A 12,862-nucleotide genomic window follows, 5' to 3' on the forward strand; every position below is an offset into this window, starting at 1 on the left:
GAGTATTTGTATTTGAAAAATATTAAGGAAGGTCCGCATCACCTGCGGTCATTCCCTTCGGTACCACCGTGCCCAGGCGGCTTTTCAGGGACTGAGGTTTTTTCTCGAACAGGGCTGCATAGTAGGTGGCGTTCGACAAGACATTCTTCACGTAACCACGGGTTTCGTTAAAGGGAATGGTCTCTGCAAAAATCGCACCTTCTACCGGGCGGCTCAGTTTTGCTCGCCAGGCTCTGGGGCGACCAGGGCCAGCATTATAGGCGGCTGATGCCAATGCCTGTGAACCACCAAGGTCGGTCAACACCATATTAAGGTAATTGGTGCCCAGGGCAATATTGGTATCCACATCATTGACCTGTTCAGGTACAAATTTGCCCAGGCCGATTTTCTTGGCGACATAGCGGGCGGTAGCCGGCATCAACTGCATGAGGCCGGATGCCCCTACATGGGATTTGGCGTTCATGATGAAGCGTGATTCCTGGCGTATCAGACCATACACCCAGGCCATATCCAGTCCCAGTGCCTGCGTGGTTTTGTACATGCTTTCATTGAAAGGCGTAGGGTAGCGCTGACTGAAGTCGAGCTCACCCTTGGTGCGGTCCGAAGTATTGACCATGCGGTCCAGCAAGTTGTTTTGGCGTGCCAGTTCGGCGGCGGCCAAATGCTGGCGTTCGCTCATTTTGCGCAATTCCCAGTTCCATTCACGCGTGCCTTCAAAGCGCAGGTTCATCGCATAGAATTTCAATGCTCTTTGCAGGTTGGGATTTTTTTCCATTGGAGCCAATTCTTCTGGTGTCACTGGCTTGACGGTAACGGGAACACCAATTTTTTGCCCCAGTTCTTCCAGCGCCAGTTGTCCATAGAAATGCAGCTGATCAGCGATGCTGGCAAATTGTGCACGTGCTTCTTCACTCTTGCCTTCGGCCTTCAGGGCGCGACCATACCAGTATACCCATGCTGGATCAGCCTTCAAGGCTGGCGGCATGTTGGTGATGCCGGTTTTGACCAGCTTCCAGTCCCCTTCGCGCAAGGCGGTACGTACCCGCCATTGATAGGCTTCCTGTGACAGAGGCGCACTATCTGCACGTTGCCAGTAACCCAGTGCTTCTGGCTCCAGCTTGAGTGCAGCCTGCAGGGCGATTTGTGCCCAGCCTGTAGATTTTTCGACATCATTGAACTGGCTGGCATAGCGGCTGAGTGTGCTGGCTGCCTGTTCATGATCGGTCTTGGCCAGCCGACCCAGGGCGATCAGATAAAGTTCATGTGCGGTGTGGCCAGCTTCGGGGGCTTTCTTCGTTACGGCAGCAGGTTTGTCGATGGCGTCGGCCATCTGTTTTTCTGGTACATTTAGCAATTTTCCCAGACGCTGTGCCAGTGGCAGTGCGCCGTTTTCGCCCGCCATGCGAACTTGTGCCCACAAGTCGCTATTGCTGAATTGTCCATTGCCAGCAAGGTAAGACACCATGGCGTAGCAGCCTTCGCCGTAGTCACGCGGCGAGTTCAGTAAATTGCGCGCTTCACTGGCGACCTTTTGCTGTTTGATGGCTTTGGACAGCACGGCATAGCAACGTAACTGATTGTCATCCGCCACCACGAACAGGGGATATTGCTGATCGAAGCTTTCCCATTCGCCGCGTTTGCCCAGCAACAACAGCCAGTCATTGCGCAGGCGGTCAGCGATGGCGCTACCTTCATACTTGTTCAGAAATTCACGAAATTCGGCATTCGTGGTTTTCACCAGGCGGGCACGCAGGCGATAATATTCAATATAAGAGGGAATTTCGTAATTTTTGAGTGCCGCCGCATGTTGTTCAGCATTACTGGAGTCATCATGGAAGGCGGCATCACGCAAGGCCATGAAGCGGTCATCATCATTGATCAGGCTTTTTTTTGCCGCAGCTGCGCTGGCGACAGGGGATGCGCCGAAACCTGCTAAGATCATCAGGCCAAGTCCAGCTAAACTTTTTTTCACAGACATCTTTTGACAGTTTTTGATTACATTTCTGACAGTATGACACAGCCCAAGGCCAGCGCACATCCGATGTACACAGAACCAGCACTCAGTCGTCAGGATCTGCGGAAAAGTTTACTGCAAAAACGTCAAAATATTGGGACAGACATAAGGCAACAATGGGACGCGCAATTGAGCGAAAAGTTGTTGCAATACTGCAAATTGCAAAAAGTGCTCAGCATGGCTGTGTACTGGCCAATACGGGGTGAGCCTGATTTGCAGGCAGCGTATGTGGCCTTGTCCGAGTCCGGTGTGCAACTGGCGTTACCACTGGTGCATACCAGGCAGCAACCCTTGCAATTCCTGGCCTGGCGGCCTGGCGACGCCATGCTGGTTGATGAATATGGCATACCGGTACCAGCCCAGCGTGGGCAGTTGATACAGCCCGCAGCGCTGTTAATACCCTGTGTAGGCTTTAATGCTGACAAGTATCGCCTGGGTTACGGTGGTGGTTATTATGACCGCACGCTGGAAAACACACCGCGCCCACTCACTATCGGTATTGCTTATCAATGCGCGCAGGCGGATTTTGTTGCTGACACCCATGATATTCCTATGGATGTCATCATCACCGAAACCCAGGATCTGAGAGCTTAAAATCCGACCGCACTGCCATCCGGATTGCGCGTGTCTGAGTAGCCGGCAAATCCTTGGGGGTAGACTTGTATGGTCTGGGTTTTACCTAAATTAGCCGCCGGGCGCAGGATCTGGCCTTTTTGTTCCAGCAGGCGCAGGGTATCAATGCTGATCCCTTTTTCATAGCTTAGCTGGTCTGGCATCCATTGTTGATGTATGCGCGGTGAAATGGTGGCTTCAGCGACATTCATGCCGTGGTCGATGACGTTCAATATTGTTTGCAAGGTCGTGGTGATAATGCGGCTGCCACCGGGGCTGCCAGTCACCAGGAAGGGTTTGCCATCCTTCAGTACTATCGTGGGTGACATTGAGCTTAACGGGCGTTTCCATGCTTGCACGGCATTGGCATCTCCACCCAGCAAGCCAAAGGCATTCGGTACGCCTGCCTTGACCGAAAAATCATCCATTTCATTGTTCAGGACGATGCCGGTGCCGCTGGCAACGATGCCGCTGCCAAAGTTCAGGTTCAGTGTATAGGTCGTGGCAACAACATTACCGAATTTGTCGGCAACGCTGTAATGCGTGGTCTGGTCACTTTCATACGGCAGGGGTTTGCCGGGCTTGATGTCGACTGACGGTGTTGCATGATCCTGCTGTATCTTCTTCACCAGTTCATCGGCATAAGCGCGTGAAGTCAGGCCCTTGACCGGTACTTTGTAATAGTCCGGGTCGCCCAAAAATTCTGAACGATCAGCATATGCCAGTTTCATGACCTCGCTGAGTTGATGCAGGGTCTGTGCACTGTTTGCACCCTGTTCTTTCAGGGGGAAATGCTCCAGCATGTTGAGCATCTGGATAATGTGAACACCGCCAGAGCTGGGTGGTGGCATGGATACGACTTCATAGCCGCGATAATTACCACGCACGGGGATGCGTTCCACGGCTTTGTAATTTTTAAGGTCGCTGGCAGATATCAGGCCTTGATGTTGCTGCATTTCGGCGACGATTTTTTTTGCAATTGCCCCTTCATAAAAAGCTGATGGACCCTGTTCGGCAATCAATCGCAGTGACTGTGCGAGGTCTTTTTGTTGCAGACGCTCACCCGTCTGCATGGGTTTGCCATCTTTGAAAAAGATGGCGCGGCTGGCGGGCCATTGTCCAAGCTGGTTTTTGCCGACTTCGATCAGTTCAGCCAGATGCGGGCTGATGTCAAAGCCCTGCTCGGCCAGACGTATGGATGGTGCAATGACCTCCTTCCACTTCATGCTGCCATATTTGCGCAAGGCCAGGTCCATGCCGGCGACCGTCCCGGGCACGCCGACTGCCAGATGCGTATGCAGGGACTTGCCGGGAATCACCTTGCCATTTGCATCCAGGTACATATCGCGTGTGGCTTTTTCTGGTGCCAACTCACGAAAATCCAGGGCGATATCCTTGCCTGACTTGCTGTCATGGATGACCATGAAGCCGCCGCCGCCGATATTGCCGGCATTTGGCAACACCACTGCCAGTGCAAAGCCGACTGCCACTGCAGCGTCGACGGCATTGCCCCCACGCTTGAGTATATCGAGGCCAACCTGGCTGGCCAGCGCCTGCTCGGTCGCCACCATGCCTTGTTTGGCATAGACTGGGCTGATGATGGGGTAGCTGGTATCGTATTTGATACCAGCCGCCAGTTGCGCCTGGCTGACAGGACTGAGCAGGCCAAAGCACAGCGGGATGAGCAGACTCAGGCATAGCTTGCGAGGGGAGGGCATGTGAATTACTCCGGAAATCGGTGGTGACGAAAATAGTAATACTAATTCTGAAATCGCGCACTGACAAAGTATCTGGTAAGCAAAATAAAAAAGCCGCCCGAAGGCGGCTTTTCATCTAACTTGCAAAATGCAAATTATTTTGCTTCAGCTTCTGCAGAAGTTGCGCCGGCTGGAACAACAGCGATAGCAACAGTTACGTCGCCACCATGTACAACAGCTGTCACGCCTTTTGGCAATGTCAGTTGAGATACGTGGATGGATTGACCAGCTTCCAGTTTGGACAGGTCAACTTCAACGAATTCTGGCAATTCTGCTGGCAGGCAAGAGATGTCCAGTTCAACAGCAACGTGGCTGATGACAGCAGCGGACAGTTTCACGGCTGGGGATACGTCAGCATTGATGAAATGCAGAGGCACTTTAACGTGGATTTTTTGGTTAGGATCTACGCGTTGGAAGTCAGCGTGCAAAACCAGTTGTTTGTAAGCGTGGACCTGGAAGTCGCGCAACAATACTTTTTCTGATTTGCCATCCACTTCCAGGTCCAGAATGGAAGAGTGGAATGCTTCTTTTTTCAATGCATGGTACAGCGCATTGTGGTCCAGAGTGATGGCGACTGGTGCTTCTTTACCGCCGTAGATGATGCCAGGTGTTTGGCCAGCATTGCGCAGGCGGCGGCTCGCTCCGGTCCCCTGTTCTTTGCGTGCAAATGCGATTACTTTCATGGTGTTACTCCAAAAAATGCAAAACATTTATTTGTTTTGCGGTGTTGAACCCCCGCGACCAGGGGCCCAGAAAAAAGCACTGTCATCAACGAGATGGCAGTGCCGAAATACTTTAGTCCGTGAACAGGGAAATGACCGATTCGCCCTTGGTGATGCGGCGGAAAGTCTCGGCCAGCAGGCTGTCGCAAGACAATTGACGAATCTTGGGGCAGGCACGGGCTGCTTCTGTCAGCGGGATGGTGTCTGTGACCACCAGTTCATCCAGCGGCGATTGCGAAATACGCTGTATCGCCGGGCCGGACAAGACTGGATGGGTACAGTAAGCCAATACCTTCTTGGCTCCACGTTCTTTCAATACTTCCGCTGCCTTGGTCAGGGTACCGGCAGTGTCAACCATGTCATCCATGATCACGCAGTTGCGGCCTTCAACTTCACCAATGATGTTCATGACTTCAGAAACATTCGCTTTTGGGCGGCGTTTGTCGATGATGGCCAGATCGCAACCCAGGCGTTTTGCCAAAGCACGGGCACGGACAACACCACCTACGTCAGGGGAAACCACCAGCAGGTCTTCATAATTCTTGGCAACCAGGTCGCCCAGCAGAATCGGTGAAGCGTAAATATTGTCAACCGGGATATCAAAGAAACCCTGAATTTGATCGGCATGCAAGTCCATGATCAACACGCGGTCTACACCGGCTTCTTCCAGCATATTGGCGACTACCTTGGCAGAAATCGCAACACGTGCAGAACGTGGGCGACGATCCTGGCGGGCATAACCAAAATAAGGAATAGCGGCAGTGATGCGGCCAGCAGAAGCACGTTTCAATGCATCGACCATCAACATGATTTCCATCAGGTTGTCATTGGTTGGCGCACAGGTGGATTGCAGAACGAAAACATCTTTACCGCGGACGTTTTCATTGATCTCGACCATCACTTCGCCGTCAGAGAATTTGGAAACGTCTGCCTTGCCGAGGGGGATGCCGAGTTGCTTGGCAACACCAGCAGCCAGTGCAGGGTTGGCATTGCCAGTGAAAACCATCATGTTGTCATTTGCGCGCGCATTTGCCATGGCTGGGACCTATCGGCTGAGATTGTGGGTCTGGCTTATTTTGCATGGGTTTTATACAAAAGAAGCCGCTGATAAAACTGAAAAAGCCGCCGCACAATCTATGCGGCGGCTTTAATTTAATGGCAGGGGAGGAAGGATTCGAACCTTCGCATGCCGGAATCAAAATCCGGTGCCTTAACCAGCTTGGCGACTCCCCTACACAACCGTTTGCCTGTTTCCAAGTTCGCCGCTATTTTAGCGTCAAACCAGCTTCAAGCCAAATGCTTTTCGATCCCAATTCCTGCGCCATCGGGTGGCGACTCAGCGCTTTTGCTTTCCATGATGTCCAGCGATCCGGCACTTGTTTTAATATTGCGTCAGCTGCCGTTTCGTCGGCAAAAGCACAAAAAACACAAGCCCCTGATCCCGTCATCTTTGCATGTCCGTATTGCGAGAGCCACTTGATGGCTTCATCAACTTGCGGAAACAATGCGCAGGCAACTGTTTGCAGATCGTTTTTCCAATGAGTTTTTGCATCACTGGAAAAGTCCGCTATTCTGACGGGCTTTGTGTCTCTTGTCAACTCCTTTGCCGAAAAAATTGCCGGTGTGGGGACCTGTACACCGGGCTCAAGCACCACAAACCAGTCTTCAGCGGTACTCAATGCTTGCAATTCTTCACCTACGCCTTCGGCAAAGGCGTTTTCGCCGAATAGAAAGAAAGGTACGTCGGCACCTAGTTGCAGACCCAGTTTCATCAATTCCGCGCGCGTCAGACCGGTATTCCACAAATGATTCAGTGCCAGCAAGGTAGTTGCCGCATCAGATGAACCGCCGCCCAGGCCACCGCCCATGGGCAAGTGTTTGTGCAGGGTCAGATTGGCCCCCAATCCACAGCCACTATGGCTTTGCAATAACCTGGCTGCCCTGACAATCAAATCGCTGCCGGCAGGTACACCAGGCAGATCATTGCTCCTGTGCACAATGCCATCGTCGCGCACTTCCACATCCAGATAATCGCAGCGGTCTATCAACTGAAAGGCTGTTTGCAACAAGTGGTAACCATCCGGCCTGCGGCCTGTTACATGCAGGAAGAGATTGAGCTTGGCAGGTGCCGGGCAATGCTTGAGTGCGCGCATTATTTCCATTGGTCGACGACGATACGGATGGAAATATCACCAGCCTGGCTGGTATACCTTTGCAATTCAATACGTTTTGGAAAGCTGGGTTGCTCATGCCAGGTCGCATACCGCAGTTTCCAGCCCTGGGCATCGATAGTCTGGTCGTTGGCTTGCAAGGGTATGGCGGTTTTGCCATCTATTGCCACGAAACCTTGCAACCAGTCGCGCAGACCTGCTACCGGCAAGGACCAGCCCATTGTATCTTGCAGTAACAGATCAAGATCGGCAGCCTGACGGGTTTCCTTGCCATCCTGTTCCAGTCTGGCACCTTGTGCGGTTTGGGTGATTCTGGCCAGGGTTTGCCCCAAAGGCGATAGCAGGGTGATACGTATGCCATCCTTGTCTTGTTCCCATTCAAAGCTGCCGGGCAGGCTTTGCGGCTTGTTTGCCTGCTGGTACAGCACGGTGATTCTGCCGCTTATTTGTATCTGTTGTTGATATGTGCGGGTATTGCCAACAGGTGTTTGTTGCACGCTTACCGAAGCTGCCGGCGTATTGTTTGTGGTCGACGTTTGCTGGTGCAGGCTGGTGCAGGCGCTGCTGAGTAGCAGGCAGGCAGATGCTGCAATATGCCGGGGCAAGCTGATCTTGTTACGCATGGCTGTTCGTATTTGTCCGTATTTTGCCCGCACCCTGGGGGCAGGAATTTCAATGCGCCCGGCATGATCACGCCGGGCAAAAGCAGTCTGTTGAAACGCGGGTAGCAGACTCAGGGCTTGACCTTCAATCTGTCCAGCGTGGTTTTCAGTGTCTGGTTGTCCGGATCTTTTTGTTGGGCATCGCGCCAGATTTTCCTGGCATTGTCTTTCTGGCCCATGGTCCATAACAATTCGCCCAGATGCACGGCGATTTCAGCATCGGGCCGTAATTCATAGGCACGACGCAAGGCCTGTTCAGCTTCATCGTATTTGGACAGACGGAACTTGACCCAGCCCAGGCTATCGAGGATAAATGGATCATCCGGTGCCAACAGGTTGGCTTTTTCTATCAGTGTAGATGCTTCATCCAGGCGAATATTGCGGTCAGCAAACGAATAGCCGAGTGCATTGTAGGCATGCTGGCTATTCGGTGCGAGTTCTATGACCTTGCGCAGAGAAGTTTCCATGCTGTCGATGTCTTTCTGGGATTCGGCCAGCATGGCAAAATCGTACAGCAGGTCAGGATTATTCGGTTGTTGCTGTATGCCTTCCTGCAATATTGCCTTGGCCTGGTCGGGTTGGCCAGCATCCTTGAGCAATTGCGCTTCGGTTTGTACCAATTGTGTTTGTTCGGCTTCGTTAGACGCTTTCACCGTGTGCAAAAACTGTCTTGCTTCATCCAGCTTGCCTTCTTTGGCATACAGGAAGGCGCGCCGCATTTGTACATTGAACCAGGCGGTGTTGCGGCCATCAAAAGATTCCACCTGTGCCAGCCATTCTTGCGCAGCTTTATAGTTTTTACGTTCACCTGCAATACGCGCCAGATTGATCAGCGCATTGGTTGGATCATGTTCTTCACCTGGTTTTGCTTCCAGGGTTTTCAGATACTGAATGAAATATTTTTCAGCTTCCGCCGGCTGATTTCTTTCCATGGCCAGCACGCCAAGAGTATACGTGGCGTTATTGTCGTCTGGCCTGTCGCGTGCGATTTGCTCGAATTCGTGCGTGGCTTTATCCAGTTGCTTGAGATCGATCAGAATACTGGCATAGGCCAGGCGTACATCGCGCGCTTCCGGGTTTTTCTGTAAAAAGCTGACCATGGCTTTGGCTGCATCTTGTTGTGATGAAGCCTGGGCTATCGTCAGGATGGCCAGTTGCGAATCTGGCTTGGTGTTCAATACGGTTTGTGCTTCGCTCACGGCGCGCTTATTGTCACCTTTGGTGTAGGCACCTTGCGCCAGCGCAAGGTGGGCGTCAGGGCTGTCTTTGTATGGGGAGAGAATTTCTTCCAAAACATCAAAGGCTGCGTTCTTGTCACGTGCACGGGATAGCAATCGCTGCGCTTGCAGCATGAGTACAGCGTGCTGTTTAGGATCAGCAGTTTTCAATTTTTCTGTGAATACGCTCTGGATTTCTGCCAGATTATTATTCATTACCATAAAGCCCAGATAATATTGGGTAGCTTCATTGGAATTCGGGGCTAATTCACGCCAAAGACGTATGGCTGCCAGCGCTTCGCCAGCTTGTTTGACACTCAGGGCGATTTCAGCAGCACGACGGGCGATACGCGGGTCACGGGTTTGCTGGGCAACTGAGTACAATGTCACGTAGGCACCCTGCCAGCTGCCACGCTGATAGGCGATTTCGGCAGTGATGATTTTGTAAAATAATTCTTCAGACAGTGTTACTTCCGGCAATTTGTCTTCGGGAAGCGAGGCATCGGCCGTTACACCATTTAAGGTTTTTTCGGCAGACAGGGCTGCTTGTGCCGCGTCGTTAGCGTGATTGGCATCATTGCCTGGATCGGTAGCTTGTTGACCTATGGTGGCACATCCTGTGACCAGCGCCGCGCTCAACAGCCATGACGCAGGGCGTAGAACGGATACAATAGAAGTAGAAAATAATGCTGGAAATGTTTTCAAAACGAGCCCGGATTAACAGAAAAGATGATTGATTTTACGCTGAAGCTGAAAAGCTGTGGGTTCAGCTATGTTATTACACTGTGTCAAATTGTAATGGTAAAAGTTCCCGTCTATGCCAGAATTACCTGAAGTTGAAGTTACCAGGCGCGGTGTTGCGCCCCATCTGGATGGCAAAATCGTCAGCCAGGTCATTTTGCGGCGAAGTGGTCTGCGTTGGCCTTTTCCTGCTGATTTGCCAGCTTTGCTGACTGGTCAGCGCATATTGGCCACTGGCAGGCGTGGCAAATATCTTTTATTATATTTTCAGCATGGCTGCGTATTGATTCATCTTGGCATGTCGGGGCACTTACGGGTCTTGCATAAAGATGTCGTGCCAGCCAAACATGATCATATTGACATTGTCATTGGCGATATGGCCTTGCGCATGACAGATCCGCGCCGTTTTGGTGCAGTGCTCTGGCACGCAGCGGCAGACGGCGACATTGAAGAGCATCTGTTATTACGGCAATTGGGTGTAGAGCCCCTGGAGCCCGGTTTTAGCCCGGAATTGCTGTATCGTGAGACGCGTCAGCGCACGGCACCAGTCAAGCAGGTACTGCTGGCGGGCGATATTGTGGTGGGGGTTGGTAATATTTATGCTTCGGAAAGTCTGTTCAGGGCTGGTATCAACCCCAAAACGTCGGCCAAACGCATCAGTCTGGCGCGCTACACCTTATTGGCTGAGGCCATCCGGGAAACGCTGGCAGCAGCGATAGAGCAGGGCGGCAGTACACTCAAGGATTTTCTTGGTGTAGATGGACAAACTGGTTATTTTCAACAGTCTTATTTCGTCTATGATAGAACTGGAGAGGCTTGCAGAGTTTGCGGACATGTCATCAAACAGATACGTCAGGGCCAACGCAGCAGCTTTTATTGCGTAAAATGTCAGAAATAAGCCCTGCAAATAGTCAGAAATATAGGCAAAATTCAATTTACACGTTTTTTTTCAGAGCTTCCATATATACTTGGAAAATTAAAAAAAGTTAACTGAGGGGAACATGAGCAATCTGGTTCAGAAATTCCAGGAGTACAGCGACTGGCGCAAAGGAGTAGTGAAAGCGCTGGAGCAGTATCGTACGTGGATACATGGATCGGATATGGCCGATGCCTCCAGTGATCAGCGTATTGCGCGATTGATGGAAAGGTTGGTTGACGACAAACTGTCCATCGCGTTTGTTGCAGAATTTTCACGTGGTAAGTCAGAGTTGATCAATGCGATTTTCTTTGCCGACTATGGCCAGCGCATTTTGCCATCCTCTGCCGGTCGTACCACCATGTGCCCGACCGAATTATTGTACGACGATACGATTCCACCCTGCATACGCCTGCTGCCCATAGAAACCCGGGCCGAAGCCCAGTCCACCAGCGAATACAAGGGCCAAAGCCATGTCTGGACCGTGCTGCCCCTGAATATCAATTCCGGTGATGGCATGCTGGAAGCTTTCAAGCAAGTTAGCCAGACCAAAAAAGTTAGCATAGAATTAGCAAAATACTACGGTTTGTTTGATGAAAACGATCCTGATGCTGCGCTGGAAGTGGATGAAGATGGTTTGGTTGAAATTTCACAATGGCGTCATGCCATTATCAATTTCCCGCATCCATTGTTGAAAGAGGGCTTGATCATTGTTGATACCCCGGGCCTGAATGCCATCGGTACTGAACCTGAACTGACACTGAACCTGATCCCGAACGCGCATGCGGTATTGTTTATCCTGGCGGCTGATACTGGCGTTACCAAGAGTGATATTGATGTCTGGCGTAATCATATCGGTAATGGTCCTGGCCGCATGGTGGTGCTCAACAAGATAGATAGCATGTGGGATGAGTTACGCACACCGGAAGAAGTGGAAGCGCAAATTGTGCGCCAGATCAGCACCGTGGCGCATACCCTGTCAATCGAAGAAAAGCAGGTATTTCCGATTTCTGCGCAAAAAGGACTGGTCGCCAAGATCAACAAGGATGCACCTCTGTTGGCCCGCAGCCGTCTGCCGACGCTGGAATATGCCCTGTCCAAAGAACTGATCCCGGCCAAGCAAAACATCATCCGTGCCCAACTGACTTCTGAAGTGAATGAAATTACCAGTGGTCAGCAGGCCATCATTTCTGCCCGCAGCCGCAGCGTGGTCGAACAGATGCTGGAATTGAAGAGCTTGCGTGGCAAGAACATGAACGTCATCGAACACATGATGAAACGTATCGATGCCGAGAAAAAAGAATTTGACGCCAGTCTCTTGCGCATGCAGGGTACCCGCTCGGTATTTACCCGTTTGTCTACCGAGGTATACACCAGCCTGGGCATGGACATCTTGCGTGAAGAAATACGCAAGTCGCGGGAAGCCATGGAAAAGAGCAAATTCTCAATCGGCCTGCGTGACTCGGTCAAGCATTTCTTTGCCCAGGTAAAACTGAACCTGTTGACGTCCAATAAGAAGACCGACGAAATTTCGGAAATGATGACTATCATGTACCGCAAATTTTCGACCGAGCATGGGCTGGCCCTGTCTGCCCCCATGCCATTTTCTCTGGATAAATACATCAAAGAAGTTGAAGCCATTGAAGCTGTGTACCAAAAACAGTTCAGTACCGCGACTATGCTGACCACGCCGCAAGTGGTGCTCATGCATAAATTCTTTGATTCGGTGGCTGCCCGGGTCAAGCAAAGCTTTTTGCAAGCCAATCGTGATGTCGAAGCTTGGCAAAAAGTTGTTATGGCTCCGCTGGAAGCGCAAATCCGTGAACACAAGGGCCAGTTGAAAAACCGCATGCAGTCGATACAAAGAATTCATGTGGCGACAGATAGCCTGGAAGACAAGATCAAGTCTTTCGAGACCATGCAGGCAGATATTGAGGCACAGAAGAGTTCGCTGACTGAACTCGAAGTCAGTCTCAAAAATGCACTGACTGCAGAACTGAGTGCACTCAGGGTTGCTGCCTGATAGATGAAGTCTACTGTATCAACAAAC

At 51.4% G+C, this 12,862-nt stretch carries 11 protein-coding genes and 1 tRNA gene; 4 read left to right on the forward strand and 8 right to left on the reverse strand.

Annotated features, from left to right (window positions below; genetic code table 11):
- Positions 1–22: 22 nt before the first annotated feature.
- A complete protein-coding gene (locus AC1RVX_RS21330) occupies positions 23–1,942 on the reverse strand; it encodes a lytic transglycosylase domain-containing protein (protein WP_493218589.1) in 1,920 nt (639 codons plus the stop codon).
- A 99-nt stretch (positions 1,943–2,041) separates the two neighbouring features.
- Between AC1RVX_RS21330 and AC1RVX_RS21335 the strand changes: the two genes are divergently transcribed.
- The gene (locus AC1RVX_RS21335; RefSeq protein ID WP_493218695.1) at positions 2,042–2,608 is read left to right on the forward strand and encodes a 5-formyltetrahydrofolate cyclo-ligase; all 567 of its coding nucleotides are present in this window, start codon (positions 2,042–2,044) and stop codon (positions 2,606–2,608) included.
- Here AC1RVX_RS21335 and ggt read toward each other — a convergent pair.
- The 3 genes from ggt to AC1RVX_RS21350 all read right to left on the reverse strand — a co-directional run bounded on the left by ggt (position 2,605) and on the right by AC1RVX_RS21350 (position 6,141).
- Positions 2,605–4,344, reverse strand: coding sequence for a gamma-glutamyltransferase (gene ggt / locus AC1RVX_RS21340; RefSeq protein ID WP_493218590.1), 1,740 nt, complete (start codon positions 4,342–4,344; stop codon positions 2,605–2,607). The two genes, AC1RVX_RS21335 and ggt, sit on opposite strands and share 4 nt — an antisense overlap.
- Positions 4,345–4,478: 134 nt before the next feature.
- On the reverse strand, positions 4,479–5,066 hold the full coding sequence (locus AC1RVX_RS21345) for a 50S ribosomal protein L25/general stress protein Ctc (RefSeq protein ID WP_493218591.1): 588 nt from the start codon (positions 5,064–5,066) through the stop codon (positions 4,479–4,481).
- Between the two features lie 112 nt (positions 5,067–5,178).
- Positions 5,179–6,141, reverse strand: a complete 963-nt coding sequence (locus AC1RVX_RS21350) for a ribose-phosphate pyrophosphokinase (protein WP_186950326.1) — start codon at positions 6,139–6,141, stop codon at positions 5,179–5,181.
- Between AC1RVX_RS21350 and AC1RVX_RS21355 the strand changes: the two genes are divergently transcribed.
- Positions 6,101–6,256: a hypothetical protein gene (locus AC1RVX_RS21355; protein WP_493218702.1), complete on the forward strand. Its 156-nt coding sequence runs from the start codon at positions 6,101–6,103 to the stop codon at positions 6,254–6,256. The genes AC1RVX_RS21350 and AC1RVX_RS21355 overlap by 41 nt on opposite strands.
- A 5-nt stretch (positions 6,257–6,261) precedes the next feature.
- Here the strand turns inward: AC1RVX_RS21355 and AC1RVX_RS21360 are convergent.
- From AC1RVX_RS21360 to AC1RVX_RS21375, 4 genes are all read right to left on the reverse strand, one after another.
- Positions 6,262–6,338, reverse strand: a tRNA-Gln gene (locus tag AC1RVX_RS21360).
- Positions 6,339–6,370: 32 nt separating this feature from the next.
- Positions 6,371–7,261 (reverse strand): 4-(cytidine 5'-diphospho)-2-C-methyl-D-erythritol kinase, encoded by an 891-nt coding sequence (ispE, locus tag AC1RVX_RS21365; RefSeq protein WP_493218696.1) that lies wholly within the window; start codon positions 7,259–7,261, stop codon positions 6,371–6,373.
- Positions 7,258–7,899, reverse strand: coding sequence for a lipoprotein insertase outer membrane protein LolB (gene lolB / locus AC1RVX_RS21370; RefSeq protein ID WP_493218592.1), 642 nt, complete (start codon positions 7,897–7,899; stop codon positions 7,258–7,260). The genes ispE and lolB overlap by 4 nt, the downstream gene beginning before the upstream one ends.
- Before the next feature lie 110 nt (positions 7,900–8,009).
- The gene (locus AC1RVX_RS21375) at positions 8,010–9,860 is read right to left on the reverse strand and encodes a tetratricopeptide repeat protein (RefSeq protein ID WP_493218593.1); all 1,851 of its coding nucleotides are present in this window, start codon (positions 9,858–9,860) and stop codon (positions 8,010–8,012) included.
- A gap of 112 nt (positions 9,861–9,972) precedes the next feature.
- Between AC1RVX_RS21375 and mutM the strand changes: the two genes are divergently transcribed.
- Together mutM and AC1RVX_RS21385 are read left to right on the forward strand one after the other, a co-directional pair.
- Positions 9,973–10,794: a bifunctional DNA-formamidopyrimidine glycosylase/DNA-(apurinic or apyrimidinic site) lyase gene (gene mutM, locus AC1RVX_RS21380; protein ID WP_493218594.1), complete on the forward strand. Its 822-nt coding sequence runs from the start codon at positions 9,973–9,975 to the stop codon at positions 10,792–10,794.
- Positions 10,795–10,897: 103 nt separating this feature from the next.
- Positions 10,898–12,835 carry a dynamin family protein gene (locus AC1RVX_RS21385; protein WP_493218595.1) on the forward strand — a complete coding sequence of 646 codons (1,938 nt, stop codon included), beginning with the start codon at positions 10,898–10,900 and terminating at the stop codon, positions 12,833–12,835.
- The last annotated feature ends 27 nt before the right edge of the window (positions 12,836–12,862 follow it).

It is taken from the genome of Undibacterium sp. GW821-FHT11B02 (assembly GCF_058808955.1).

Excerpts from the sequence above, each read along its gene's own strand:
- AC1RVX_RS21330 (WP_493218589.1), bottom strand. The coding sequence starts at position 1,942 with ATGATCTTAGCAGGTTTCGGCGCATCCCCTGTCGCCAGCGCAGCTGCG.
- AC1RVX_RS21335 (WP_493218695.1), top strand. The coding sequence starts at position 2,042 with ATGTACACAGAACCAGCACTCAGTCGTCAGGATCTGCGGAAAAGTTTA.
- ggt (WP_493218590.1), bottom strand. The coding sequence starts at position 4,344 with ATGCCCTCCCCTCGCAAGCTATGCCTGAGTCTGCTCATCCCGCTGTGC.
- AC1RVX_RS21345 (WP_493218591.1), bottom strand. The coding sequence starts at position 5,066 with ATGAAAGTAATCGCATTTGCACGCAAAGAACAGGGGACCGGAGCGAGC.
- AC1RVX_RS21350 (WP_186950326.1), bottom strand. The coding sequence starts at position 6,141 with ATGGCAAATGCGCGCGCAAATGACAACATGATGGTTTTCACTGGCAAT.
- lolB (WP_493218592.1), bottom strand. The coding sequence starts at position 7,899 with ATGCGTAACAAGATCAGCTTGCCCCGGCATATTGCAGCATCTGCCTGC.
- mutM (WP_493218594.1), top strand. The coding sequence starts at position 9,973 with ATGCCAGAATTACCTGAAGTTGAAGTTACCAGGCGCGGTGTTGCGCCC.
- AC1RVX_RS21385 (WP_493218595.1), top strand. The coding sequence starts at position 10,898 with ATGAGCAATCTGGTTCAGAAATTCCAGGAGTACAGCGACTGGCGCAAA.